Raw genomic sequence first — 24,979 nt, forward strand, 5'->3', positions numbered from 1 at the left:
AAGTAATGGCACTTTGCTCCTCTACGATTTTGGCATGCCACTCATAGCGTTTGATGCTAAGCGCTGATAGGCAGCTCCAGTTCGAACGGTGCTTCCAGCGGCGCCAGGCCAAATGCCGCGCGGGCTGCATCGCAATCGGCGTTGTGCACGCCTTCATACCAGGAGGACTCGAATTCGCGGCACACACTGGAGCGCTGATCATAGATCGTGCAACGGGTGCCTTGGCCCACTTCCCCTTCAAGGCTGCAGCAGCGTGCCGGTTTCTGGTCGGTGCCGATCATCGCCACGCGGGTGTGATTGATCTGCACCACCAGATCATCGGGCACCGTGCCCCCCGATGAGGCGCACTCGCCCCAGAAGAAAGACACGCGAAAGTGTGAACAGCAGGCACCGCAATTCAGACACGGACTGGCTTCGGACATGGGCGTCATCGATAAGAAAAGTAGGGGTGGGGTGTTACGGAAGGCTCGCCATTCTATCCGGGCCATGGCCGTTGGGAAGGGGGGCAGGCACTTATATTTTTGTAGGCCAAGTCCCGTGCTGCCGGGCGAAATCATGCCCTATCAGCTTTACGAATCATTACAGACAACCGGGGGCTGGCTGACTATGTTGCAGGTACCGGGCAGGATGCATCGGGCATCGCAGCTCTCATAACTATAAAAGAGACGGACCCATGCAGAACTCGACCCAAGCGGCGAATGCCTGGCGCATTCTGTTCCTGCTGTTCCTCGCTAATCTGTTCAATTTCTTTGATCGCACGATTCCGGCGATCATCATCGAGCCAATCCGCATGGAATGGCACTTGAGCGACTTCCAGCTCGGCATCATCGGCACCGCCTTCACCATCGTCTACGCCATTGCCGGCCTACCCCTCGGGCGCCTGGCCGATACCGGCTCGCGCAGCAAACTGATGGGTTGGGGCCTGTTCGCCTGGAGCGGGTTGACGGCGGTCAATGGCATGGTCGGCAGTTTCTGGACGTTTCTGCTGGTGCGCATGGGAATCGGCATTGGCGAAGCCAGCTATGCGCCGGCGGCCAACTCGCTGATTGGCGACCTGTTCCCGGCGCACCGTCGCGCGCGGGCCATGGGCATTTTCATGCTGGGCCTGCCGTTGGGGCTGTTGCTGGCGTTCTTCACCATCGGCTGGATGGTCAAGGCGTTCGACAGCTGGCGCGCACCGTTCTTTATCGCGGCGGTACCGGGGATGATCCTGGCGGTGTTCATGTTCTATATCAAGGAGCCCAAGCGCGGCGCCGCCGAAACCGTGCAGGTTTCCCAGGAGCGCGTCGACCGCCCGATCCGCCGCGTACTGGCGGTGCCGACCTTCCTGTGGCTGGTGCTGGCCGGGCTGTGCTTCAACTTTGCGACCTATGCCTGCAACTCGTTCCTGGTGCCGATGCTGCAGCGTTATTTCCTGATGCCGTTGCAGGAAGCGGCCGTCGCCACGGGCGTCATCGTCGGGTTGACCGGCCTGGTAGGCCTGACTTTAGGTGGCTGGGTCGCTGACAAGATCCACCAGCGTGTTGCCAATGGTCGCCTGTTGTTCGCCGCGTTCAGCCTGATCATCTCCACCGTGACCACCGCCTGGGCGTTGCACGCCGGGCGTATCGAGATTGGTGTGTTTGTGGCGCTGTTCAGCGTGGGTTGGTTGTTCGCCTATAACTTCTACACCTGCGTGTACACGGCGATCCAGGACGTGGTCGAACCGCGCCTGCGCGCCACGGCCATGGCGCTGTTTTTTGCCGGGCTGTACTTACTGGGCGGTGGGATGGGGCCGATCGTGGTGGGTGGGCTCTCCGATCATTTCGCCCATTCGGCGATGTATGCGGCCGGGGCGGAGCAGATGACTGAAGCGTATAAAGCGGTGGGGTTGCATGACGCCATGTACCTGATCCCGGTGGCGCTGTTCTTGACCATGCTGTTTTTGTTCCAGGCGTCGCGGTGTTTTGTGCGCGATGCCAAGAAGATGAAGGAGGGGTTGAGTGCGGTGGAGGTGCCGGGTTCGGCGGTGACAGCTTGAGACCGAGGTGACTCCTTCGCGAGCAAGCCCGCTCCCACATTCGACTGCATTCCAACGTTGGAACTCGGTCAACTGTGGGAGCGGGCTTGCTCGCGAAGAGCCCCGAAAGACTAATAAAGAAGGTCCGTATTGCGCGGGCCTTCTTTTTACTAGCCTGCGACCAGGACCCGAATCGCTTCCAAGCGCAACGCAGCCTTATCCAGCATCGCCAAGCCTTGCTCACGTTGGGCACGCAAGGCCACCAACTCACTGTCACGCACGGTCGGGTTGACCGCTTGCAACGCGGTCAGGCGTGCCAGTTCTTCGTCGGTGTCCGCCGCCAGGCGACGCTTGGCCTCGGCCACGCGCTCGGCATGTTGCGGGGTGATCTTCTCTTCACCGGCATTGATCCGTGGCGTCAGCTGGTCGCGCTGGGCCTGGATGAACTTGTTGGCGCTGGCCCGTGGCACGCTTTCCAGCTGGTCGTTGAGGGTCACGAATGACACGCGGCTCGACAGGTCGTTGCCGTTGGCATCCAGCAGGCAGCGCAGGGCGGCCGGCGGCAGGTAGCGGCCCAGTTGCAGCGAGCGCGGGGCGACCACTTCGCTGACGTAGAGCAGTTCCAGCAACACGGTGCCAGGCTTCAGCGCCTTGTTCTTGATCAGCGCCACGGCGGTGTTGCCCATGGAACCGGACAGCACCAGGTCCATGCCGCCCTGCACCATTGGATGTTCCCAGGTGATGAACTGCATATCTTCGCGGGACAGCGCCTGGTTACGGTCGTAGGTGATGGTCACACCTTCGTCGTCGCCCAGGGGGAAGCTGGCGTCGAGCATTTTTTCGCTGGGCTTGAGGATCAGCGCGTTTTCCGAATGGTCTTCGCTGTCGATGCCGAATGCGTCGAACAGGGTTTCCATGTAGATCGGCAGGGCGAACTGGTCGTCTTGCTCCAGAATGTCCTCGACCAGCGCATCACCTTCACCTGCGCCGCCGGAGTTGAGTTCCAGCAGGCGGTCGCGACCAGTGTGCAGCTCTTCTTCAAGACGCTCGCGCTCGGCACGGGCCTCGTCGATCAGGGCTTGCCACTCGCCGTCGTCGGCGTTTTCCAGCAGCGGCAGCAGGCGTGGGCCGAACTGATGCTGCAAGGCGTTGCCGGTCGGGCAGGTGTTGAGGAAGGCGTTGAGCGCTTCGTGGTACCACTGGAACAAGCGCTCTTGCGGGCTGGTTTCCAGGTACGGCACGTGCAGTTCGATCACGTGTTTCTGGCCGATCCGGTCCAGACGGCCGATGCGCTGTTCCAGCAAATCGGGGTGGGACGGCAGGTCGAACAGCACCAGGTGATGGGAGAATTGGAAGTTGCGGCCTTCACTGCCGATTTCCGAGCAGATCAATACCTGGGCGCCAAACTCTTCATCGGCGAAGTAGGCGGCGGCGCGGTCACGTTCGAGGATGTTCATACCCTCGTGGAACACCGTGGCCGGAATACCGGAGCGCACGCGCAGCGCGTCTTCCAGGTCCATCGCGGTTTCGGCGTGGGCGCAGATCACCAGGACCTTGGTGCGCTTGAGCATTTTCAGCTGGTCGATCAGCCACTCGACGCGCGGGTCGAAGCGCCACCAGCGGTTTTCTTCTTCGATGTCCGGTTGCGACTGGAAGCTGACTTCCGGGTACAGCTCGGCGTGTTCGCCCAGCGGCAACTCCAGGTATTCGTCCGGGTTCGGCAGCGGGTAAGCGTGCAGTTTGCGCTCGGGGAAACCTTGCACTGCGGCGCGGGTGTTGCGAAACAGCACGCGGCCAGTGCCGTGACGGTCGAGCAGCTCGCGCACCAGGCGTGCGCTGGCTTCGGTGTCGCCATCATTGACGGCGGTCAGCAGGGCTTCGCCTTCGTCCCCGAGGAAACCCTGGATGGTCTTGTGTGCGGCAGGGGAGAGGCGCCCTTTGTCCAGCAGCTCCTGCACGGCTTCGGCGACCGGGCGATAGTTCTCGCTTTCGGCGCGGAAGGCGGCGAGGTCGTGGAAACGGTTCGGGTCGAGCAGGCGCAGGCGTGCGAAGTGACTGTCCTGGCCCAGTTGCTCCGGGGTGGCGGTCAGCAGCAGCACGCCCGGAATCACTTCGGCCAGTTGCTCGACCAGTGCGTATTCAGGGCTGGCCTTTTCTTCGTGCCACACCAAGTGGTGGGCTTCGTCGACGACCAGCAGGTCCCAGCCAGCAGCGAACAGTGCGTCCTGGGCCTTCTCGTCGTCCACCAGCCATTCCAGCGCGACCAGGGCGAGTTGGGTGTCCTCGAACGGGTTGGTGGCATCGCTTTCGATAAAGCGTTCTTCGTCGAACAGCGCAACCTGCAGGTTGAAGCGGCGGCGCATTTCCACCAGCCATTGGTGCTGCAGGTTTTCCGGGACTAGGATCAGCACGCGGTTGGCGCGGCCCGACAGCAGCTGGCGATGGATCACCAGGCCGGCTTCGATGGTCTTGCCCAGGCCCACTTCGTCGGCCAGCAATACCCGTGGTGCGATACGGTCAGCGACTTCGCGGGCGATGTGCAGTTGGTGAGCAATAGGTTGCGCACGCACGCCACCCAGGCCCCACAGCGAGGACTGCAATTGGCGGCTGGTGTGTTCCAGGGTGTGGTAGCGCAGCGAGAACCAGGCCAGCGGGTCGATTTGCCCGGCGAACAGGCGGTCGCTGGCCAGGCGGAACTGGATGAAGTTGGACAGTTGGGTTTCCGGCAGGGTGACCTGCTCGTTCTGCCCATTGAGGCCGTGGTACACCAGCAGGCCGTCGACGTCGTCGACTTCCTGTACGGTCATTTTCCAGCCTTCGAAGTGGGTGATGCTGTCACCCGGCGAAAACCTCACACGCGTGAGGGGCGCATTCCGTAGCGCATACTGGCGAGTGTCGCCAGTGGCCGGATAGAGCACGGTCAACAAGCGGCCGTCCTGTGCCAGAACGGTGCCTAACCCCAGCTCTGCTTCGCTGTCACTAATCCAGCGTTGCCCCGGTTGATACTGCTGCGCCATGCTGCCTGACTCCCGCCGTGAAAAAGCCGACTATCTTAACGGAACAAGCCCCCACGCCCAAGGACTCTGACAAAAACTACTCCGTTTGCGTGGGGGGCCGGAAGCCGAATCGACGGGTGGCGGGCACTTGGGAGTGTCGACTGGGTCACAGCTTGGCGAGCCTGCGCTCAAGTCGCCCTGCCACCCGCCGACAGCCTGTTGATCAGGAGAATAATCACTATGCTGCCACCCATGCTGCCCGTCAGCGTTGTGCCGGTGACGTCACAACTCGATCCGGTGCGACAGAAGCCGGATATCCCGCCCGTGGTGCCAGTTCAGCCGGGCTCCAACGAGAGCACCATCGACCTGAAAAAGGGCGACGCCGAGACCTCGGCTTTTTTGCTGCGCGAAGAACAACGCCGTCAGCAGGAACAACAGAAACGTCGGCGTGAAGCCGATGAAGACCCGGAGCAGCACCTGGCCATTCCGGGCGACATACTCAACGCCGATAACACCGTGCCGGTGGTGCCACTGATCGAAGATGCCCCGCGCCAGGGCTTGTGGGTGGACGTCGAGGTTTAGTCGCGCAATTCGCGCAGGGCGGCTAACAACACCTCGATATCCTGCTGGGTATTCAGCGGGCTGACCGAGATCCGCGCCACGCTCTCCAGGCCCCGCGCCTGCATATCCAGCGGTGTGTAGGCGACGCCATTGGCGCCGATATTGATGCGCTTGAGGCCCAGCCGCCGCTTCAGTTCGAATGCATCCCAGCCCGCCAGGTTGAAGGCGATCAAGCCTGACTGCTGCGTGCCCAGGTCATGCAGGGTAATGCCTGATATCCCACGCAACGCCTCGCGGATTCGCTCGGCGGTTTGCGACATTGTTTCCCAGGCGCGCTCGATGCCCAGATGATTCATCTCTTGCAACGCATTGCCCAGGCCTGCCAGCAAGGCGAAAGAGGTTTCGCTGGTTTCGAAGCGCCGTGCGTCGTTGCGCAGGTCAAAACCCTGGGCGGTCCAGGGTGCTGAAAATACATCGCGCTGGGTCGGATTCAACCGTTCAAGAAAACCCGGTCGCACATACAACAGCGCGGTGCCCCGTGGGCCGCGCAGGTGTTTGCGGCCGGCCGACTTGAGCACGTCGCACTGCAACGCCTGTACATCCACCGGCACCTGGCCGACGGCTTGGCCGGCGTCGATGAAGTAGGGGATGGCATGCCGCCGCGCCACTTCACCGATGGCCTGGGCGGGGTTGATCAGGCCGCCATTGGCTGGGAGCCAGGTGAGGTCGATCAGCTTGACGTGTGCATCGACCATCGATTCCAACGCCAGCGGGCAGACCGCGCCGGTTTCATCGCAAGGGATGACTTCCACTCGGGCGCCGGCCTGCACTGCCAGGTCCATGCTGGCCAGGTTGCCGCCCCATTCGTGACGGCCTACCAGAATACGGTCGCCTGGTTGCCAGGGCCCCAAGGCTTGGAACGCCAGGCTCCAGGCGGTCGAACCGCTGCTGGCAAAGGCAATCGAAGCGACGGGGGCATTGAGCAGTAGCGCGGCGGCGCGGCGGGCTTTTTCCACCAGCACGGCGCCCTGTTCGCCGGCTTCCATCGGGCCGTCGCGGGCCTCGCGTTGCAGTTGTTCGATGATCGCATCAAGGGTCGCCTGGCTGGGCAGGGACGCACCGGCAGGGTTGAAGTGCACGATGCCGGATTGGCAGCCCGGCGTGGCGTCCCGCAGGCGCTGGACTTCAAGCGGGCTCACGGGCGTAGCTCGAAAATGGCATCAACCTCCACGGCCACACCGGCCGGCAGGCTGGACACACCTACGGCGGTGCGCACGTGCCGGCCTTTTTCACCAAGGGCGTTCACCAGCAGGTTGGACGCACCATTGGCGACCACGCTTTGCTGTTTGAAATCACCGCTGCTGGCGATGAATACACCCAGGCGCACGGTGCGCACCAGGCGCGATAAGTCATCACTCAAGGCATTGCTCAATTGCCCCAGCAGGCCCAAAGCCGCCAATTCGGCCGCCTGTGCGCCTTCTTCATCGCTGAGGGATTCGCCCAGGCGACCGATGTAGGCGGGCTTGCCGTCTACCAGGGGAATTTGTCCGGAAACGAATAACTGGTTTTGGCTGATGACATGGTTGATGTAGTTGGCAATTGGCTGGCTTGGGGTGGGCAGCGTGAGGCCAAGGGCTTGCACGCGTTGGCGGATGGAGTCGCTCATGATGAATCCTCTGGGTTTTGGAGGTTTCAGCATGTTGGCTGCATCAAGGGGCGACAAACGGATAGATCTCACGCGACGTATCGAAATAACTCACGCGTCGGCGCAGGCTTCCTTCAGCCATTGGCTGAAACAGGCGGCGGCTTCAGTGGCGGGGCCTTCGGGCGCGATGAGCCAGTAGCCGATATCGCTGTGATAGGGCGGCCAGTCGAACGCTTCCACCAGGCTGCCGTCCTGTAGTCGACGTTCTATCAGGCGATGGCGGCCCATGGCGATACCTTGGCCGGCCACGGCGGCTTCGACCACGATGTTGTAGTCGTGCAGCATTACGCGGGGATGGTGGGTGAGGTCGACCTGGTAGTGCGCGGACCAGTCGGTCCATTCAAAGGGGCGGTGCGAAGTGGCCATCAGCAGTGGGCTGTCCTGGCGTGCCTTGAACGATGGGCTGCACACCGGGGAGATGATCTCGGGCATGAGCCGCGTGGCCTGGACATCGGGCCAATCACCCTTGCCGTAACGGATGGCCAGGTCGACTTCGGCGCCCGCGACATCCGCCAATTGAATCGCCGGCAACAACTCCACCTGGATATGCGGGTAGCGGTTGAGAAAGCCCGCCAAACGCGGCGCCAGCCACAGCGTGGCGAACGATGCCAGTAAACCGATGCGCAACACGGTGGCGCTCGGGGCAACCCGCTGGGCACGCGTGGCGGCGGCGATAGCATCGAGGGCAGGGCGGATTTCGTCGTAGTACTGTTGGCCGTCGGCGGTCAGATCAATCGCGCGGGTGCGTCGGATGAACAGTGGTTTGCCCAAGTGTTGCTCAAGTTTCTGCACCTGATGACTGAGGGCGCTCTGGGTCACCGATAACTCGCTGGCGGCTTTGATGAAACTCAAATGCCGCGCCACGGCTTCGAAAGCGCGCAAGGCCAGCAACGGCGGAAGGTCCTTGTGCAGTGCCACTTCAGCATGCCTCCTGGGTAGGCCGCAAAAGGCTGATTTTGAGGTAACTCCGGCATATTGTCGCGCGTTGGTTTTACCTTTCAGTCTCATTTCTGGGATTTTTCCTACATACCATTACGTAGGAATTCACAAAAATTCGCCTCTTTTTTTGAGGTATTGAAACGATGAAGACCTATATGAAGGCCGGTATGGCTGCACTCGGTATTGCGATGGGAGGGAGTGCCACCGTACAGGCAAACGAGTCTCCTTTGGTCGGGGCATGGCGGTTGGTGGCCTATCAGGTTGAATCAAAGGATACGCTCAAGAAGATTCCAGCCATGGGTGACCATCCTACCGGGCGTGTCATTTTTACCGCGGACCATCGCGTAGCGTTCGTCTTGACCGGCGAGGGGCGAAAAGGTGGCTCAACCGACGCGGAAAAGGCCATGCTGTTAAATTCCCTCGTCGCCTATACCGGTATCGAACGAGTGGAGGGCAATCAGTGGTGCTCCCAGGTCGAATCGGCCTGGAACCCGACGTGGGTCGGTACCACGCAGTGCCGCGAGTTTCGCATTGATGGCGACACACTGGAGGTGCTGACTCCATGGCGGGAAATGCCGAATTGGCCGGGCACGACTCGCTCCATCATTACGTTCGAGCGTGACAAATAGAGAAAAATCTCGGTGGGGCAGATTTTTTATCCACGGCATTTGCCGACTCGTAAGCTAGGCCGCATTATTGAGCCATTCCCTCCACGACGTAAGCCAAGCCATGAGTGAAGACGACAAGCTGATTGATTTGAATGCCGAACGTGCCAAGCGCGTGCACGACCTCAATGACAAGCGCCTGAATGAAGTGCGCCAGGCATTTGAACAAGCGATGCCGCTCGGCAAAGTGAAGAAAAAGCCGAAGAACAAACCGAAAAAGCGTTGAAACAGCCTGCATCCCTTGATGCAGGTCAGTTATTGCCCTTCTTTACGCCCCGTCGCGGGCGACATTGATCCCCGTCAATTTTCCAATTCGCCTTCTCCATTAACTTAGCCCTATCGCAACAGGGCAAGCACAGGAGGCCGGTCATGTTTATCGATAATGTGGTGTTTGCCGGAGTGCTGACTGTAAGCCTCATGGTGCTGTTTTTTGTAGGGTTTGGAATTTTTATCTGGAAAGACGCGAACAAGCGTAAAAAACCTTAGTTTTTCCAGGTTACATGAGCACGCAAGGCATTTTGGGCGACTTCGGTCGCCCTTTTTTTGCCTGTTATTTGAGTCGGCTTCTACAGAAAAACGAACATAAAAAAAGGTGCGACCCTCGCGGATCGCACCTTTTTTATTGCAGCGGGGTTATCAACTACCCAGCGCCTTCGACGCCAACCAGAACAACCCGGCCGACAAACCTACCGTCGCCGGCAGGGTCAGCACCCAGGCCATCAGGATGGTCTTCACGGTGCCGCCTTGCAGGCCGCTTTTGTTCGCGACCATGGTGCCGGCCACGCCGGAAGACAGCACGTGGGTGGTGGACACCGGCAGGGCGAAGATGTTGGCAAAGCCAATCATGGTCGCGGTGGTGATCTGCGCCGACATGCCTTGGGCATAGGTCATGCCCTGCTTGCCGATCTTCTCGCCGATGGTCAGCACCACACGCTTCCAGCCCACCATGGTGCCCAGGCCCAAGGCCAGTGCAACGGCGAGAATCACCCAGAACGGGGCGTACTCGGTGGTGGCAGTGAGGTCTTTGCGCAGCTTATCGAGGTCAGACTTCTCACGCGCATCCAGGCCCGGCAGTTTGCCGACTTTTTTCGCGGTGTCATCCAGGCAGAGCAAATAGCGACGCACTTCAATACGCTGGTCAGAAGTCAGCGAGTGATAGTCGGACACGCCTTTCAAGGTGTCGACCAGTGCGTTGATGGTCGGCTCGGTCTGTTGCGGGTTGCACTGGAACTTGCCCGGCAGATCGTTCTTCACGCTTTTGCCCAGTGCCAGGAACTCACCGAGCGTGGCGTTGTTGCGCTGGTAGAACTGGCTCAAATGCACGGTCGCATCGCGCGTACGTTCGATCTGGTAAGTGGTGCTGCCCAGGTCGAGCACGAACTGCGCGGGCACGATACCGATCAGCACCAGCATGATCAGGCCGATGCCTTTCTGGCCGTCGTTGGAACCGTGCACGAAACTCACGGCCATGGCGGAAATCACCAGCACCAGGCGGTTCCAGAACGGCGGGTGTTTCTTGTCGTCAAGCTTGCGGCGCTGGTCCGGGGTCTTGTGCATCTTCGACAGCGGCCGCCACCACTTCAGGCCAATCAGCACCAGGGCTGCGACCAGGAAGCCGGCCATGGGCGAGAACACCAGGGAGGCGCCGATATCGATCGCCTTCTGCCAGTTCACACCGTCTGCCAGGGGAATGTCGTTGATCAGGGCATTGGCCAGGGCCGACACCGAGGATCGAGCCGATCAAGGTGTGGGAACTGGAAGCCGGGATACCGAAGTACCAGGTGCCCAGGTTCCAGGTGATCGCCGCTGCCAATAAAGAGAAGACCATTGCCAAGCCATGGCCGGTGTTCACATTGATCAGCAACTCCACCGGCAGCAAGTGCACGATGGCGTAGGCGACACCGACACCACCGAGCAACACGCCGAGGAAGTTGAACACCCCGGAGAAGAACACGGCCAGGTGCGGCGGCATGGCTTTGGTATAGATGACTGTGGCCACCGCGTTAGCGGTGTCATGAAAGCCATTGATGAACTCGAAGGCGAGGACAAAGGCCAGGGCGAGCAACAGGCTCACGAGAACCCAAGCATCCAGTCCGCTGAATAAATCGATCATGAAGGTTTTCTGACCCGGTCGTAAGGGGGCGCGATTATGCCAGAAAACCTCAGTAATCGATGCACTAGCTGCTCATCGGTAACAATCTTCACCGAAAAAAAAACCCAGAAAGGCACGCATCCCAGGGTTTTCGGGGCTTTGGCAAGTCTTTGATTTATAAAGCAGAGGGGCCCCGTGGTGGGGTTTTGTCACAAAAACGTCACGCCTGAAACATTTGTATGAAATTTTACCGGGGATGGTGGGATTCAAGGTTGCCGGCTGCTAGCTATGTGCCAGCAACCGAGGCAAAAACCTTGGGGCTCAGACCGGATCGCTTATGGCTCTTCGGTTTTGAGCTCTTGTTCAATCTTTTGGATTTCCTGGGCAAATGCCTGGTCGAGCAGGCTGGCTCGCTTGCGCCATGGTTTGCGTTCAGGTTCAGGCTGGGCGGCGTAAGTGGTGACTTCTCCGCCGTAAACGTCCTTGTAACGTTGCTCCTGGCGCTCAAGTTCCGCGCGCAGTTCATCTTTCGTCACATCGTTACCTAATTGAGTTGAGTGTAAATACGTTGCAGCGTTATGCCGGAATGCGCCCTCGACGTGTTCCAAGTTGAAGCGCAGAACGTTCAAGTTGAAATAGGCACGGGCGGCCACTTGTTAGTGGTGCATTCGAGGCGGATAGTTGCGATCGACAATGCACGGTAGGTGCATCATCTGGCGAGTTCCAGCCCCGCTGATCGAGCCGGGCGGACCTGCGCATAGAGTGCATTATAGCCGTGCATTTGAATAACACTATCAGCATAAAGTTAAAAACCGTCAACTTTGTGTGAGCGTTTTGTTACACAGGCGTGGCGGTAATTGCACAAATTCTGGCGCCATAAACTCAACCCAACTTCAGACATTATTAAGCGTGACTTAATTTTACTCAGCGCTTCGGGTCGACTCGGCCCAGGTCGCTCGCAAATTGCGATAATCGAATGATTGTCCGATAATCGCACAATGTTGTCGGCGCTGCCTTGTGCATCCCGGCTGGCACGGCTTGTAATAGCAGCCGAACCCCTCTGCGTTCGACAATAAGAGAAAGGATCCCGACATGAACGATCAATTGCGCAACTCTTTCGCGTCAGTGGCGCCGCCGATCGTTGCTTCCCCAGCCAAGCGTATCCAGGCGTTCACCGGCGATCCGGACTTTATGACTTCCCTGGCTCGCGGCCTGGCCGTGGTGCAGGCGTTCCAGGAACGCAAGCGCCACCTCACCATCGCCCAGATCAGCCACCGCACGGAAATCCCCCGCGCCGCCGTGCGCCGTTGCCTGCACACCTTGATCAAGCTCGGCTACGCCACCACCGACGGGCGCACTTATTCGCTGTTGCCCAAAGTGCTGACCCTGGGCCATGCCTATTTGTCGTCCACACCGCTGGCCGTGTCGGCCCAGCCTTACCTGGACCGCATGAGCGAGCAGCTCCACGAAGCCTGCAACATGGCGACCCTCGAAGGCGACGACATTCTCTACATCGCCCGTTCGGCCACCACCCAGCGCCTGATTTCCGTGGACCTGTCGGTGGGTGGGCGCTTGCCGGCCTATTGCACCTCCATGGGGCGCATCCTGCTTGCTGCGCTGGACGACGCCTCGCTGCAGGATTACCTCGACCACGCCGACCTGCAAACCAAGACCAGCCGCACCCTGACCACCGCCGAAGCGCTGTTCGAATGCCTGCAACAAGTGCGTCAGCAGGGCTGGTGCATTGTCGACCAGGAGCTGGAGCAGGGCCTGCGTTCCATCGCGGTGCCGGTGTATGACGCCTCGGGTCAGGTGCTGGCCGCGCTGAACGTCAGTACCCACGCCGGGCGCGTCAGCCGCAGTGAGCTGGAACAGCGCTTCCTGCCGAGCATGCTCAGCGCCAGCCGTGAGTTGAGCGCGCAACTGTTCGCTTAAGCTGTTCGGTCACCGCACAGATCCCGGTTTGCTCAATTGACGGTGTTTCCCCCGACTTATTACTGTGCGGCAGCGCTGTTGAAGCGCCCCAATAATAACGACGGCCGCAGGTCGTCAGCCCGCCATCGGTGTGGAAATAAAAACAATGAATCAGCCTTCTGTCGGTTCCACGTTGGACGTCCAGTCCTTCATCAACGCCCAGCCCCTGTCACGTTATCAGTGGCGCGTGGTGATCCTGTGTTTCCTGATCGTTTTCCTCGACGGCCTCGACACCGCTGCCATGGGCTTTATCGCACCGGCACTGTCCCAGGACTGGGGCATTGATCGCGCCAGCCTCGGCCCGGTGATGAGCGCTGCGTTGATCGGCATGGTGTTTGGTGCCCTCGGTTCCGGCCCGTTGGCCGACCGCTTTGGCCGTAAAGTGGTGCTGGTGGGCGCGGTGCTGGTGTTTGGCGCGTTCAGCTTGGCCTCCGCTTACAGCAGCAACGTCGATCAGTTGCTGGTGCTGCGTTTTCTCACCGGGCTTGGCCTGGGCGCCGGCATGCCGAATGCCACGACGCTGCTGTCCGAATACACACCGGAACGCCACAAATCATTGCTGGTGACCAGCATGTTCTGCGGCTTCAACCTGGGCATGGCCGGTGGCGGGTTTATCTCGGCCAAGCTGATCCCGGCGTTCGGCTGGCATGCCTTGCTGCTGATCGGCGGCATCCTGCCATTGATTCTGGTGGTGGTGCTGATGCTGTGGCTGCCGGAGTCGGCGCGCTACCTAGTGGTGCGCAACCGGGGCACCGACAAGGTGCGCAAAACCCTCTCGCCCATCGAACCCAGCATCGTCGCCCAAGCCAGCAGCTTCAGCGTGCCCGAGCAAAAAACCGTCAAGGCGCGCAACGTGTTTGCGGTGATCTTCTCCGGCACCTACAGCGCCGGCACGTTGCTGCTCTGGCTCACCTACTTCATGGGCCTGGTGATTGTCTACCTGCTCACCAGTTGGTTGCCGACCCTGATGCGTGACAGTGGCGCCAGCCTGGAACAGGCCGCGTTCATCGGTGCGTTGTTCCAATTCGGTGGCGTGTTGAGCGCGGTGGGCGTGGGCTGGGCGATGGACCGGTTCAATCCGCACAAGGTTATCGGCATCTTCTACCTGCTGGCCGGGGTGTTTGCCTACGCGGTAGGGCAGAGCCTGGGCAATATCACCCTGCTGGCAACCCTGGTGCTGGTTGCCGGGATGTGTGTCAACGGTGCGCAGTCGGCAATGCCGTCTCTGGCCGCGCGTTTCTACCCGACCCAAGGCCGCGCGACCGGCGTGTCGTGGATGCTCGGCATCGGTCGTTTCGGCGCGATCCTTGGCGCCTGGATGGGCGCAACCTTGCTGGGCCTGGGCTGGAACTTCGAACAGGTGCTCACCGCTCTGGTGATCCCGGCTGCATTGGCCACCGCTGCGGTGGTGATCAAGGGCATGGTCAGCCATGCGGATGCGACCTGAGGCTGATCGATAGCTTGCCAACAATCCGTTCGATAATCGAACACTGAGTCGATTATCGGATTGTTTGGCCCATTTCCCCGGCTTAATCTTCAAGCACTTCGGCGCCACCTCAGCGCCTTTTTCGATCCATACCGGGAGCCCGAACCCCATGGCTGAAATCCTCGCGCTGCGTGACGCGGTGAAGCAATTTGTGAACGACGGCGACACCGTCGCGCTGGAAGGCTTCACCCACCTGATCCCAACGGCAGCGGGTCATGAAATCATTCGTCAGGGCAAGAAAAACCTGACGTTGGTGCGTATGACGCCTGACCTGATCTACGACCAGTTGATCGGTGCCGGCTGCGCCCGAAAGCTGATTTTCTCCTGGGGCGGCAACCCAGGCGTGGGCTCCCTGCATCGCCTGCGTGATGCGGTCGAGAAGCAATGGCCGCAACCGCTGGAAATCGAAGAACACAGCCACGCCGACCTGGCCAATGCCTACGTCGCCGGCGCCTCCGGCCTGCCCTTCGCGGTGCTGCGTGCCTACGCCGGTTCTGACCTGCCCAAGGTCAACCCGCTGATCAAGACTGTGACCTGCCCATTTACCGGTGAAGTGCTGGCGGCGGTGCCGTCGGTGCGTCCGGACGTCACCGTGATCCATGCGCAAAAGGCTGACCGCAAGGGCAACGTGCTGTTGTGGGGCATCCTCGGTGTGCAGAAAGAGGCGGCCCTGGCGGCCAAGCGTTGCATCGTCACCGTCGAAGAAATCGTCGACGACCTCAATGCGCCCATGAACAGCTGCGTACTGCCGACCTGGGCGCTGACGGCGGTCTGTCATGTGCCGGGTGGCGCGCATCCGTCCTACGCCCATGGCTACAACGAACGTGATAACCGCTTCTACCAGGCGTGGGACCCGATCGCCCGCGACCGTGGGACCTTCACCGCCTGGATCGATGAATACATCCACGGCACCGCCGACTTCAGCGAATTCCAGGCCAAGCTGGCCACCGCGCAGGAGGCCAAGTAATGGCTTACTCGACCAATGAAATGATGACCGTCGCCGCCGCGCGCCGCCTCAAGAATGGCTCCGTGTGCTTCGTCGGCATCGGCCTGCCGTCCAAGGCGGCCAACCTGGCGCGCCTGACCTCGTCGCCAGATGTGGTGCTGATCTACGAGTCCGGTCCGATTGGCGCCAAACCGTCGGTACTGCCGCTGTCCATCGGTGATGGCGAACTGGCAGAAACCGCCGACACCGTCGTGCCGACCGGTGAGATTTTTCGCTATTGGCTGCAGGGCGGGCGCATCGACGTGGGCTTTCTCGGCGCGGCTCAGGTCGACCGTTTCGGCAACATCAACACCACGGTGGTCGGTGACTACCACCAGCCTAAAGTGCGACTGCCGGGAGCCGGTGGCGCGCCCGAGATCGCCGGTTCGGCCAAGAGCGTGTTGATCATCCTCAAGCAATCGGCACGTTCGTTTGTCGACAAACTCGACTTCATCACCTCAGTCGGCCATGGCGAAGGCGGCGACTCGCGTAAACGCCTGGGCCTGCCGGGCGCCGGTCCTGTAGGGATCATTACCGACCTGTGCATCATGGAGCCGGAGGAGGGCACCCATGAATTCGTAGTCACCGCGCTGCACCCTGGGGTGACCCGTGAACAGGTGGTGGCCGCGACCGGTTGGGCGATTCGTTTTGCCGACCAGGTCGACACCACTGCCGAACCGACTGACGTAGAGCTGACCGCCCTGCGTGACCTTGAAGCACGCACTGCGGCCGCCCATGGCCAAGCGCCTGGAGAAGCCTGATGCGCGATGTATTTATCTGTGATGCCATCCGTACCCCCATTGGCCGTTTCGGCGGTGGCTTGTCCACCGTGCGTGCCGATGACCTGGCAGCGCTGCCGATAAAGGCGTTGATCGAGCGCAACCCTTCGGTGGATTGGACGGCCGTCGATGAAGTGTTCCTCGGCTGCGCCAACCAGGCCGGTGAAGACAACCGCAACGTGGCGCGCATGGCGTTGCTGCTGGCGGGCCTGCCGGAAAGCATTCCGGGCGTGACCCTCAACCGCTTATGCGCCTCGGGCATGGATGCGATCGGCACCGCCTTCCGCGCGATTGCCAGCGGTGAAATGGAGCTGGCGATTGCCGGTGGCGTCGAGTCGATGTCCCGCGCGCCGTTCGTGATGGGCAAGGCCGACGCGGCGTTCTCGCGCAACATGAAGCTGGAAGACACCACCATCGGCTGGCGCTTTATCAACCCGCTGATGAAGGCCCAGTACGGCGTGGATGCGATGCCGCAGACGGCCGACAACGTGGCCGACGATTACCAGGTGTCTCGCGCCGACCAGGACGCTTTTGCCCTGCGCAGCCAGCAACGTACCGCTGCTGCCCAAGCCGCCGGCTTTTTCGCCGAAGAGATCGTGCCGGTGCGGGTTGCGCATAAAAAAGGCGAAACCGTGGTGGAGCACGACGAACATCCACGCGATACCACCCTGGAAGCCCTGGCCAAGCTCAAGCCGGTCAACGGCCCGGACAAAACCGTCACCGCTGGCAACGCCTCGGGCGTGAACGACGGTGCGGCGGCGCTGATCCTGGCCTCCGCCGAAGCGGTCAAGAAACATGGCCTGACCGCCCGCGCCCGAGTCTTGGGCATGGCCAGCGCCGGTGTCGCACCGCGCGTGATGGGCATCGGCCCGGTTCCAGCCGTGCGCAAACTGGTCGAGCGTCTTGGCTTGGCGGTCACTGACTTTGATGTGATCGAACTCAACGAAGCCTTCGCCAGCCAAGGCCTGGCCGTGCTGCGTGAACTGGGCATCGCCGACGACGCGCCGCAGGTCAACCCGAACGGTGGCGCCATCGCCCTCGGCCACCCGCTGGGCATGAGCGGCGCGCGGCTGGTGCTGACGGCCCTGCACCAACTCGAAAAGACCGGCGGCAGCAAAGGCCTGGCGACCATGTGCGTGGGCGTCGGCCAAGGCTTGGCCCTGGCGATTGAACGCATCTAATAAGAGAGGACTGCACCATGAGTGACAAGCCTGGATACCGGCGCCCGCAAGCGGGCACTCAACCTGATTACCTGCACCCGGCCTACCAGTCGACGAACCTGCGTTCGCCGTCCCAGCCGTTGGTGTTCCTGCCCCATTCCTTGTCGGAAATCACCGGCCCGACCATCGGCGCCGAACGCATCAATGAGAAGGACAACGACCTCACGGCCCAGCATGAAGGCGAGCCCCAAGGCGAACGCATCATCATTCATGGCCGTGTACTCGACGAAAACGGTTTGCCTGTGCCGGGCATTCTGGTGGAGATCTGGCAGGCCAACGCCGCCGGTCGCTACAACCACAAGCGCGACCTGCACGATGCGCCACTGGACCCGAATTTCACCGGCACCGGCCGCACCGTCACCGATGCCGATGGCTGGTATCAATTCCAGACCATCAAGCCCGGCGCCTACCCGTGGGGCAACCACCACAACGCGTGGCGCCCGGCGCATATCCACTTCTCGCTGTTCGGCCCGAGCGTGCTGACGCGGCTGGTCACGCAGATGTACTTCCCCGGCGACCCGCTGCTGGAATACGACCCGATCTACAATTGCGTGCCGGACACCTCGGCCAAGCAACGCTTGATCGCCCGTTTCGACCTGGAAAAAACCATTCCTTCCTATGCCCTCGGCTACCGCTGGGACATCGTCCTGCGCGGCCGCGACGCCACGCCGATGGAGAAATGAGATGACACTCAACGCGACCACGTCCCACACCGTCGGGCCGTATTACCACATCGGCCTGACTTGGCTGAACCGCGAAGACCTGACCGTGAGCGCCACCCTCGGTGAACGTGTAGCGATCAGCGGGCAAGTGGTGGACGGCAATGGCGATGTCGTCAACGACGCCATGCTCGAAGTCTGGCAGGCCAATGCCGCCGGTAAATATGACCATCCGGAAGACGAGCAAGACAAAGCCGTCGACCCGAACTTCGAAGGCTTCGGCCGGGTGCCTGTGGATGCTGAAGGGCGGTTTCGCTTTACCACCATCAAGCCGGGTGCGGTGCCGGGCCTGAAAGGCACGACCCAGGCGCCGCACCTGGTGGTGCTGGTGTTTGCCCGTGGCTTGGTGAAGCACTTGCTGACGCGGATCTATTTCGAGGGCGAGGCGCTGAATGGGGATGACCCGTTGCTGGCGTGTGTGCCGGCAGATCGGCGCGAAACCTTGATTGCCAAGCAGGATGCAGAGGGTGTGCATCAGTGGAGTGTGGTGTTGCAGGGCACAGATAAGGAAACGGTGTTCTTCGATTATTGATCACTAGCGGCGGCAAGTTTCAAGCTGCAAGCGTCAAGGAAACGCGGGCATCGCCGCAGCTCTTCTCTTGCAGCTTGAAGCTTGAAGCTTGAAGCTTGCAACAGCGCCAATTGCGGAACATGGTTGTTGCAAAGTATGTCTAGGCTATAACCGTTCCCACTGAGTGAAAAAACATGACAACAACAACCAGTCACTACACCGGAGAAGAACGCAGCAAACGGATTTTTGCGATCGTCGGGGCATCCTCCGGCAACCTCGTCGAATGGTTCGACTTCTACGTCTACGCCTTCTGCGCCATTTACTTTGCACCGGCGTTTTTCCCGTCGGACGACCCCACGGTCCAACTGCTCAACACTGCCGGTGTGTTCGCTGCCGGCTTCCTGATGCGACCTATCGGTGGTTGGCTGTTTGGCCGGGTGGCCGATAAGCACGGGCGCAAGAACTCGATGATGATCTCGGTGCTGATGATGTGCGCCGGTTCCCTGGTCATCGCTTTCTTGCCCACCTACAAAGACATCGGCGCCTGGGCTCCGGCGTTGCTGTTGGTGGCGCGGCTGTTCCAGGGCCTGTCGGTGGGGGGCGAATACGGCACCACCGCGACCTACATGAGTGAAGTCGCGCTCAAGGGCCAGCGCGGTTTCTTCGCCTCGTTCCAGTACGTGACCCTGATCGGCGGGCAACTGCTGGCGGTGCTTGTAGTGGTGATCCTGCAACAGATCCTCACCGAAGAAGAATTGCGCGCCTGGGGCTGGCGGATTCCGTTCGTGATCGGCGCCATTGCGGCGGTGATCTCCCTGTTGCTGCGTCGCACCCTCAAGGAAACCACCAGCAAGGAAATGCGCCAGGACAAGGACGCCGGCAGCGTGGCCGCGTTGTTCCGCAACCACAAGGCGGCCTTCATCACCGTGCTCGGCTACACCGCCGGTGGCTCGCTGATCTTCTACACCTTTACCACTTACATGCAGAAATACCTGGTGAACACCGCCGGGATGCACGCCAAGACCGCCAGCTACATCATGACCGGCGCGCTGTTCGTGTACATGTGCATGCAGCCGCTGTTCGGCATGCTCTCGGACAAGATCGGCCGTCGTAATTCGATGCTCTGGTTCGGCGCCCTTGGCACCCTGTGCACCGTGCCGATCCTGCTGACCCTGAAAACCGTGACCAACCCGTTCCTGGCCTTTGTGCTGATCTCCCTGGCGCTGGCCATCGTCAGCTTCTACACCTCGATCAGCGGCCTGGTGAAAGCGGAAATGTTCCCGCCGCACGTGCGTGCCCTGGGTGTCGGCCTGGCCTATGCGGTGGCCAACGCGATCTTCGGCGGTTCGGCGGAATACGTGGCCCTGGGCCTCAAATCCATGGGCATGGAAAACACCTTCTACTGGTACGTCACCGGCATGATGGCGGTGGCCTTCCTGTTCAGCTTGCGCCTGCCGAAACAGGCAGAGTACTTGCACCACGATCTATAAGGGACGCGTTATGACACTGCGCACGAGCAATCAATTGTTCGACGCTTACTTCACGGCGGGCAGCATGGCCGAGGTGTTCTGCGACAGGGGACGCTTGCAGGGCATGCTGGATTTTGAAGCGGGGTTGGCCCGGGCCCAGGCCCAGGTCGGCTTGATTCCCCAGGCCGCCGTCGCACCGATTGCCCAGGCCTGCCTGGCCTCGTTGTACGACGTGGATGCCCTCGGCGTGGCAATTGCCACGGCAGGGAATTCGGCGATTCCGCTGGTGAAGGCACTGGGCAAGTTGATTGCCAGTGAAGATGCCGGGGCCGAGCGCTACGTGCATCTGGGCGCGACCAGCCAGGACGTGATGGACTCCGGCCTGGTGCTGCAACTGCGGCGGGCGGTGGAATTGATCGAGTCAGACCTGATGCGTCTGGGCGACATACTTGCCGCCCAGGCCCAGCGCTACGCCGGAGTGCCATTGGCCGGGCGGACCTGGTTGCAGCATGCAACACCGGTCACCCTGGGGATGAAAATCGCCGGTTGGCTGGGCGCGGTGACGCGCAATCGGCAGCGTCTTGCTGAACTGAAACCGCGTTTGCTGGTGCTGCAATTCGGTGGCGCTTCGGGAACCCTCGCAGCGCTGGGCGAACAGGCCATGCCCGTGGCCGAAGCGCTGGCGGCTGAGTTGCAACTGACCTTGCCGGAACAACCCTGGCACACCCAACGGGATCGTTTGGTGGAGTTCGCCAGCGCCCTCGGTTTGATCGCTGGCAGTCTGGGTAAATTGGGCCGTGATATCAGCTTGCTGATGCAGACCGAAGCCGCCGAGGTGTTTGAGCCATCCGCACCGGGCAAGGGTGGTTCCTCCACCATGCCGCACAAACGCAACCCAGTAGGCGCGGCGGTGCTGATCAGCGCCGCCACCCGCGTGCCGGGCCTGGTCTCGACAATGTTCAGCGCCATGCCCCAGGAGCACGAGCGCAGCCTGGGCCTGTGGCACGCCGAATGGGAAACCCTGCCGGAGATCTGCCGTTTGGTCTCCGGTGCCTTGCAACAGGCGTTGCTGGTGAGCGAAGGCCTGGAAGTCGACCCGCAGCGTATGGCGCAAAATCTCGACCTGACCCAGGGCCTGGTGTTGGCCGAAGCCGTCAGCATCGTGCTTGCCCAGCGTCTCGGGCGTGAAACCGCACATCATCTGCTGGAGCAGTGCTGCAAGCGTGCCGTCGTAGAGGGGCGTCACCTGCGTGCGGTATTGGCGGACGAACCACAGGTCACCGCCGAACTGTCCGCAACTGAACTGGACCGTTTGCTCGATCCCGCCCACTACCTGGGCCAGGCCCACACCTGGGTCACCCGCGCCGTAGCCGAACACTTTGCTTGAGGAGACCACCGTGGCCTTTGTACAACTCGCCGAGGGCGAACTGCATTACCAATTGGATGGGCCTGAGGATGCACCGGTGCTGGTGCTCTCCAACTCGCTGGGCACCGACCTGCACATGTGGGATATCCAGATCCCGGCCTTCACCCAACATTTTCGCGTGCTGCGTTTCGATACCCGTGGCCATGGCAAATCCCTGGTGACTCCAGGCCCCTACAGCATCGGGCAACTCGGTCAGGATGTGATCGCGCTGCTGGATGCTCTGGATATTCAACGCGCGCATTTTTGCGGGTTGTCCATGGGCGGCTTGATCGGCCAGTGGCTGGGCATCCATGCAGGCCAACGTCTGCAGCGCCTGGTGGTGTGCAACACCGCCGCCAAGATCGGCACACCCGAGGTGTGGGACCCGCGCATCGAGATGGTGCTGCGCGATGGCGCAGCGGCGATGGTGGCGTTGCGCGATGCGTCGATTGCACGCTGGTTCACCGCAGACTTTGCGGCGGCCAACCCACACCAGGCCAAGCAGATTACCGACATGCTGGCGGCCACATCGCCCGAAGGTTATGCCGCCAACTGTGCGGCGGTGCGTGACGCGGATTTCCGTGAGCAACTGGCTTCAATCAAAGTGCCAACCCTGGTCATTGCCGGCACCGAAGACGCCGTCACACCGCCGGCGGGTGGCCACTTTATCCAGAACCATGTGCAGGGCGCCGAGTACGCCGAGTTCTATGCGGCGCACCTGTCCAATGTGCAGGCCGGCGCTGCGTTCAGCGACTGCGTCATTGATTTTTTGTTGGCCCGCTGAGGAGCTTTTTGTGGACGAGAAACAACGTTATGCCGAAGGCCTGCAAGTGCGCCGCGAAGTACTGGGCGATGCCCATGTCGACCGCAGCCTCAATGCCCTGACCGAATTCAACAGCGAGTTCCAGGAAATGATCACTCGCCACGCTTGGGGTGACATCTGGACCCGTCCCGGTCTGCCCCGGCACACCCGCAGCCTGATCACCATTGCCATGCTGATCGGCATGAACCGCAGTGAAGAACTCAAGCTGCACCTGCGCGCCGCGGCGAGCAATGGCGTGACCCGCGCCGAGATCAAGGAAGTGCTGATGCAGAGCGCGATCTACTGCGGGATCCCGGCGGCGAATGCCACGTTTCACCTGGCGGAGTCGGTGTGGGATGAGCTGGGGGTTGAATCGCGGGAATAGGGGTTAGTGGGAGTCGGCGTCCCACACCCAATTCCACACGCCCGGCAAATGCACGGCTTCATTCACATCCCTGACCGTACGCGCCAGCGCTGCGCGCTGTAGCTGGGCCGTGTCGGTGTAGAAAGGTTCGGCGGCGGTCTTCACGCCGTTGATCCGGGCGCTGTCCAGCAGGATCTGCAGGTACTCCTGCAGATGCCGCGCGGTGTAGCGATTGATGTCGTGGAAGGTCACCACCACCGGTATCACGCCGTCCACCGTCGGCAATTCACCCAAGGCAACGCGTTCGCGCACCACCGACAGTTGCCGGTACAGGTTGGCTCGGCGGCGCGGGCTGCCGTTGAAACCCCAGATCTTGCCGTCATTGGCACTCAGGTCCGTCAGCAACACGTGCATGCCGTGGCGCTGGTAGGCGGCGAAGGTGCGTCGGTCGTAATTCCAGAACGGCGGGCGCACCAGCACCGGTGGCGCACCTGTGATCGCGGCGATGTCGGCGGCGCCTTGGGTGAGGGTGCTTTCCAGTTCGGTATCGTTCAGCCAGCGGTGGTTGGTGTGAAACCCCGTGGCCGTGTGGAAGGCCAGAACGTGACCGGCCGCGTATTCGCGTTCCATGGTCTTGCGGCCCCGTGAACTGCCGCCGGATCGAGCGGCTTCGGTCTGCAGAAAAAACACGGCTTTGATCCCCGGCAGCACCGGGTTCTGCGCCAGGTCGGCCACCACCGAACGGCTCGGGTTGTTGTAGCCCGACGCACTGGGACCGTCATCGAAGGTCAGCAGGAAGCGGATCGGCGCCTGGGTTTGCAGGCGCTGTTCGGTCTGTGGCGTGAGAGCGATGGGCGAGCCAATGCAGCCGCTGAGGCTCAAGGCCAGGGCAAACACGGCGGATACGATGGCGAAGGATTTCATGGTGGGCGCAGGCTCGAATAAAGGCCGCTGCTGAGTGGATCAGCAGCGGCAGGCGCGCACCATACAGCAAGGTCGATGATGGTTTACAGCAGGCTTATCGGGTAACTGACGATCAACCGGTTCTCATCGAACTCATTGTTGCTGTAGTCGCGGCGCATGCTGGAGTTGCGCAGGCGCACCGTGAGGTTTTTCAGGCTGCCGCTTTGCACGGTGTAGCCCAGTTCGCTTTCGCGACCCCATTCCTTACCGTCGGTAATCGTGCCGGTGTGCACGTTGCTGCCGCTGATGTAGCGGTTCATCAGGGTCAGGCCGGGCACGCCGAGGGCGGCGAAGTTGTAGTCGTGGCGTACCTGCCAGGATTTCTCCTGGGCGTTGTCGTAGCTTGAGTTGTAACTATCGTTAGCCAAAGTGCCGCCGCTGGTGCCGTTGACGCGCATCCAGGCGCTGTTGCCGGTGAGTTTTTGCAGGCCGACGTAGAAGGTGTTGCCGCCATACTTGGCGGAGAACAGGCCGGACCAGGTCTTGTTGTCCAGGTCGCCGGCGCGGGCGCTGCCATCGTCCTTGCCGTAGAAAAAGCCGAGGTTGGCGCCCAGGGTCCAGTCGCCAATGGGCTGGCTGTGGATCAGGTTGACGAACTGCTGGCTATAGATGTCCTTGAGTTGGGCATTCCACAGGCCGATCTGGGTGCGTTTGTCGTTGAACGCGTACTCGGCGCCCTGGAAGTTGAAGCGATCGGAGGTGAACGCGGTTTTTCCGAACATAGACATGTCATTCATGCTGCTGTCGTCACGCGGGCTGTTCGCGCGGAACTGGCCGCCGTAGAGGGTCAGGCCGTCGATTTCTTTCGAGGTGATCTGCCCGCCGCGCAGGGTTTGCGGCAGGGAGCGGCCGTCATCTGAGCGCAGGATCGGCAGCACCGGCATCCACTCGCCGACCTTCACTTCGGTCTTGGAAATGCGCGCCTTGAACGCCACCCCGAGACGCCCGAATTCATCCGCCGGGCGGCCATCGTGATCCAACGGCAACAGCTGGGTGCCCCCGGTGCCGCGACCGCCATCCAGCTTCAACGAATACAGCCCCAACACATCCACGCCGAAACCCACGGTGCCCTGGGTAAAGCCGGACTTGGCGTCGAGGATGAAGCTCTGCGTCCACTCCTGCGCGCCGCCCTGGGCCTTGGTGGGGTTGGTGTAGTTGCGGTTGAAGAAGAAGTTGCGCAGGTTCAGGTTGGCGCTGGCGTCTTCGAGAAAACCGTGTTCTTCAGCGACGACGGGCAACGCAAGACTGGCGACAGCGGTTGCCAGCAAGAGCCGGCGCGGGTGGAAAGTGCTCATGGCGAAAGGACCTGTTGTTATTGGGTTTATGCAGGTGGCGGCCATGGTGC

The 24,979-nt window shown here is 61.3% G+C and carries 24 protein-coding genes and 1 pseudogene; 16 read left to right on the forward strand and 9 right to left on the reverse strand.

Annotated features, from left to right (window positions below; translation table 11 throughout):
* Positions 1-56: 56 nt before the first annotated feature.
* Positions 57-422, reverse strand: coding sequence for a YkgJ family cysteine cluster protein (locus AYR47_RS13995; RefSeq protein WP_061435592.1), 366 nt, complete (start codon positions 420-422; stop codon positions 57-59).
* Between the two features lie 251 nt (positions 423-673).
* On the opposite strand from AYR47_RS13995, the gene AYR47_RS14005 reads away from it, so the two are divergent.
* Entirely contained in the window at positions 674-2,020 is a 1,347-nt protein-coding gene (locus AYR47_RS14005) for a spinster family MFS transporter (RefSeq protein WP_033902735.1), read from the forward strand.
* 149 nt (positions 2,021-2,169) lie between these two features.
* On the opposite strand, the gene rapA is transcribed toward AYR47_RS14005, so the two are convergent.
* A complete protein-coding gene (gene rapA, locus AYR47_RS14010; RefSeq protein ID WP_033902734.1) occupies positions 2,170-5,016 on the reverse strand; it encodes an RNA polymerase-associated protein RapA in 2,847 nt (948 codons plus the stop codon).
* Positions 5,017-5,235: 219 nt separating this feature from the next.
* Between rapA and AYR47_RS14015 the strand changes: the two genes are divergently transcribed.
* A complete protein-coding gene (locus AYR47_RS14015; RefSeq protein ID WP_033902733.1) occupies positions 5,236-5,577 on the forward strand; it encodes a hypothetical protein in 342 nt (113 codons plus the stop codon).
* Here the strand turns inward: AYR47_RS14015 and AYR47_RS14020 are convergent.
* The 3 genes from AYR47_RS14020 to AYR47_RS14030 all read right to left on the reverse strand — a co-directional run bounded on the left by AYR47_RS14020 (position 5,574) and on the right by AYR47_RS14030 (position 8,179).
* Positions 5,574-6,755 (reverse strand): aminotransferase class V-fold PLP-dependent enzyme, encoded by a 1,182-nt coding sequence (locus tag AYR47_RS14020; RefSeq protein ID WP_033902732.1) that lies wholly within the window; start codon positions 6,753-6,755, stop codon positions 5,574-5,576. The two genes, AYR47_RS14015 and AYR47_RS14020, sit on opposite strands and share 4 nt — an antisense overlap.
* Entirely contained in the window at positions 6,752-7,222 is a 471-nt protein-coding gene (locus AYR47_RS14025; protein WP_061435594.1) for a RidA family protein, read from the reverse strand. Before AYR47_RS14025 ends, AYR47_RS14020 begins: the two co-directional genes overlap by 4 nt.
* A 90-nt stretch (positions 7,223-7,312) precedes the next feature.
* Positions 7,313-8,179, reverse strand: a complete 867-nt coding sequence (locus AYR47_RS14030; RefSeq protein ID WP_061435595.1) for a LysR substrate-binding domain-containing protein — start codon at positions 8,177-8,179, stop codon at positions 7,313-7,315.
* Between the two features lie 164 nt (positions 8,180-8,343).
* Here AYR47_RS14030 and AYR47_RS14035 point away from each other — a divergent pair, with 164 nt between their 5' ends.
* The 3 genes from AYR47_RS14035 (at position 8,344) to ccoM (ending at position 9,351) form a co-directional block, all read left to right on the forward strand.
* Positions 8,344-8,829 carry a lipocalin-like domain-containing protein gene (locus AYR47_RS14035; protein WP_082781495.1) on the forward strand — a complete coding sequence of 162 codons (486 nt, stop codon included), beginning with the start codon at positions 8,344-8,346 and terminating at the stop codon, positions 8,827-8,829.
* A gap of 100 nt (positions 8,830-8,929) precedes the next feature.
* Positions 8,930-9,091, forward strand: a complete 162-nt coding sequence (locus AYR47_RS32680; protein WP_017137225.1) for a hypothetical protein — start codon at positions 8,930-8,932, stop codon at positions 9,089-9,091.
* A gap of 143 nt (positions 9,092-9,234) precedes the next feature.
* The gene (gene ccoM, locus AYR47_RS33245) at positions 9,235-9,351 is read left to right on the forward strand and encodes a cytochrome c oxidase subunit CcoM (protein ID WP_003172387.1); all 117 of its coding nucleotides are present in this window, start codon (positions 9,235-9,237) and stop codon (positions 9,349-9,351) included.
* Positions 9,352-9,501: 150 nt separating this feature from the next.
* Here ccoM and AYR47_RS14040 read toward each other — a convergent pair.
* Both AYR47_RS14040 and AYR47_RS14045 read right to left on the reverse strand, forming a co-directional pair.
* Positions 9,502-10,978: pseudogene (locus AYR47_RS14040) on the reverse strand (inorganic phosphate transporter).
* A gap of 314 nt (positions 10,979-11,292) precedes the next feature.
* Complete coding sequence (locus AYR47_RS14045) at positions 11,293-11,493, reverse strand: hypothetical protein (protein ID WP_003189295.1); 201 nt, start codon at positions 11,491-11,493, stop codon at positions 11,293-11,295.
* A gap of 556 nt (positions 11,494-12,049) precedes the next feature.
* Here AYR47_RS14045 and pcaR point away from each other — a divergent pair.
* The 11 genes from pcaR (at position 12,050) to pcaC (ending at position 22,692) form a co-directional block, all read left to right on the forward strand.
* The gene (gene pcaR / locus AYR47_RS14050; protein WP_061435597.1) at positions 12,050-12,892 is read left to right on the forward strand and encodes a pca regulon transcriptional regulator PcaR; all 843 of its coding nucleotides are present in this window, start codon (positions 12,050-12,052) and stop codon (positions 12,890-12,892) included.
* Positions 12,893-13,037: 145 nt separating this feature from the next.
* The gene (locus AYR47_RS14055) at positions 13,038-14,378 is read left to right on the forward strand and encodes an MFS transporter (RefSeq protein WP_061435600.1); all 1,341 of its coding nucleotides are present in this window, start codon (positions 13,038-13,040) and stop codon (positions 14,376-14,378) included.
* 148 nt (positions 14,379-14,526) lie between these two features.
* Positions 14,527-15,384 carry a CoA transferase subunit A gene (locus AYR47_RS14060; RefSeq protein ID WP_061435603.1) on the forward strand — a complete coding sequence of 286 codons (858 nt, stop codon included), beginning with the start codon at positions 14,527-14,529 and terminating at the stop codon, positions 15,382-15,384.
* A complete protein-coding gene (locus AYR47_RS14065) occupies positions 15,384-16,163 on the forward strand; it encodes a CoA-transferase subunit beta (RefSeq protein WP_028619270.1) in 780 nt (259 codons plus the stop codon). Before AYR47_RS14060 ends, AYR47_RS14065 begins: the two co-directional genes overlap by 1 nt.
* Complete coding sequence (gene pcaF / locus AYR47_RS14070) at positions 16,160-17,362, forward strand: 3-oxoadipyl-CoA thiolase (protein WP_208603941.1); 1,203 nt, start codon at positions 16,160-16,162, stop codon at positions 17,360-17,362. The genes AYR47_RS14065 and pcaF overlap by 4 nt, the downstream gene beginning before the upstream one ends.
* 17 nt (positions 17,363-17,379) lie before the next feature.
* Positions 17,380-18,084, forward strand: a complete 705-nt coding sequence (pcaH, locus tag AYR47_RS14075; RefSeq protein ID WP_017137233.1) for a protocatechuate 3,4-dioxygenase subunit beta — start codon at positions 17,380-17,382, stop codon at positions 18,082-18,084.
* A 1-nt stretch (position 18,085) separates the two neighbouring features.
* Complete coding sequence (gene pcaG / locus AYR47_RS14080; RefSeq protein WP_033902725.1) at positions 18,086-18,652, forward strand: protocatechuate 3,4-dioxygenase subunit alpha; 567 nt, start codon at positions 18,086-18,088, stop codon at positions 18,650-18,652.
* 173 nt (positions 18,653-18,825) lie between these two features.
* The gene (locus AYR47_RS14085) at positions 18,826-20,121 is read left to right on the forward strand and encodes an MFS family transporter (protein WP_016975088.1); all 1,296 of its coding nucleotides are present in this window, start codon (positions 18,826-18,828) and stop codon (positions 20,119-20,121) included.
* 10 nt (positions 20,122-20,131) lie between these two features.
* A complete protein-coding gene (locus AYR47_RS14090) occupies positions 20,132-21,487 on the forward strand; it encodes a 3-carboxy-cis,cis-muconate cycloisomerase (RefSeq protein WP_061435607.1) in 1,356 nt (451 codons plus the stop codon).
* Between the two features lie 10 nt (positions 21,488-21,497).
* Entirely contained in the window at positions 21,498-22,289 is a 792-nt protein-coding gene (gene pcaD / locus AYR47_RS14095; RefSeq protein WP_033902723.1) for a 3-oxoadipate enol-lactonase, read from the forward strand.
* Positions 22,290-22,299: 10 nt separating this feature from the next.
* Complete coding sequence (gene pcaC / locus AYR47_RS14100; RefSeq protein WP_028619276.1) at positions 22,300-22,692, forward strand: 4-carboxymuconolactone decarboxylase; 393 nt, start codon at positions 22,300-22,302, stop codon at positions 22,690-22,692.
* Positions 22,693-22,695: 3 nt separating this feature from the next.
* Here the strand turns inward: pcaC and AYR47_RS14105 are convergent, their stop codons facing one another.
* Both AYR47_RS14105 and AYR47_RS14110 read right to left on the reverse strand, forming a co-directional pair.
* A complete protein-coding gene (locus tag AYR47_RS14105) occupies positions 22,696-23,595 on the reverse strand; it encodes a polysaccharide deacetylase family protein (protein WP_061435609.1) in 900 nt (299 codons plus the stop codon).
* Positions 23,596-23,678: 83 nt separating this feature from the next.
* Positions 23,679-24,929, reverse strand: coding sequence for an OprD family porin (locus AYR47_RS14110; protein WP_061435610.1), 1,251 nt, complete (start codon positions 24,927-24,929; stop codon positions 23,679-23,681).
* Between the last annotated feature and the right edge of the window lie 50 nt (positions 24,930-24,979).

This window comes from Pseudomonas azotoformans, from assembly GCF_001579805.1.
Classification (GTDB): Bacteria; Pseudomonadota; Gammaproteobacteria; order Pseudomonadales; family Pseudomonadaceae; genus Aquipseudomonas; species Aquipseudomonas azotoformans_A.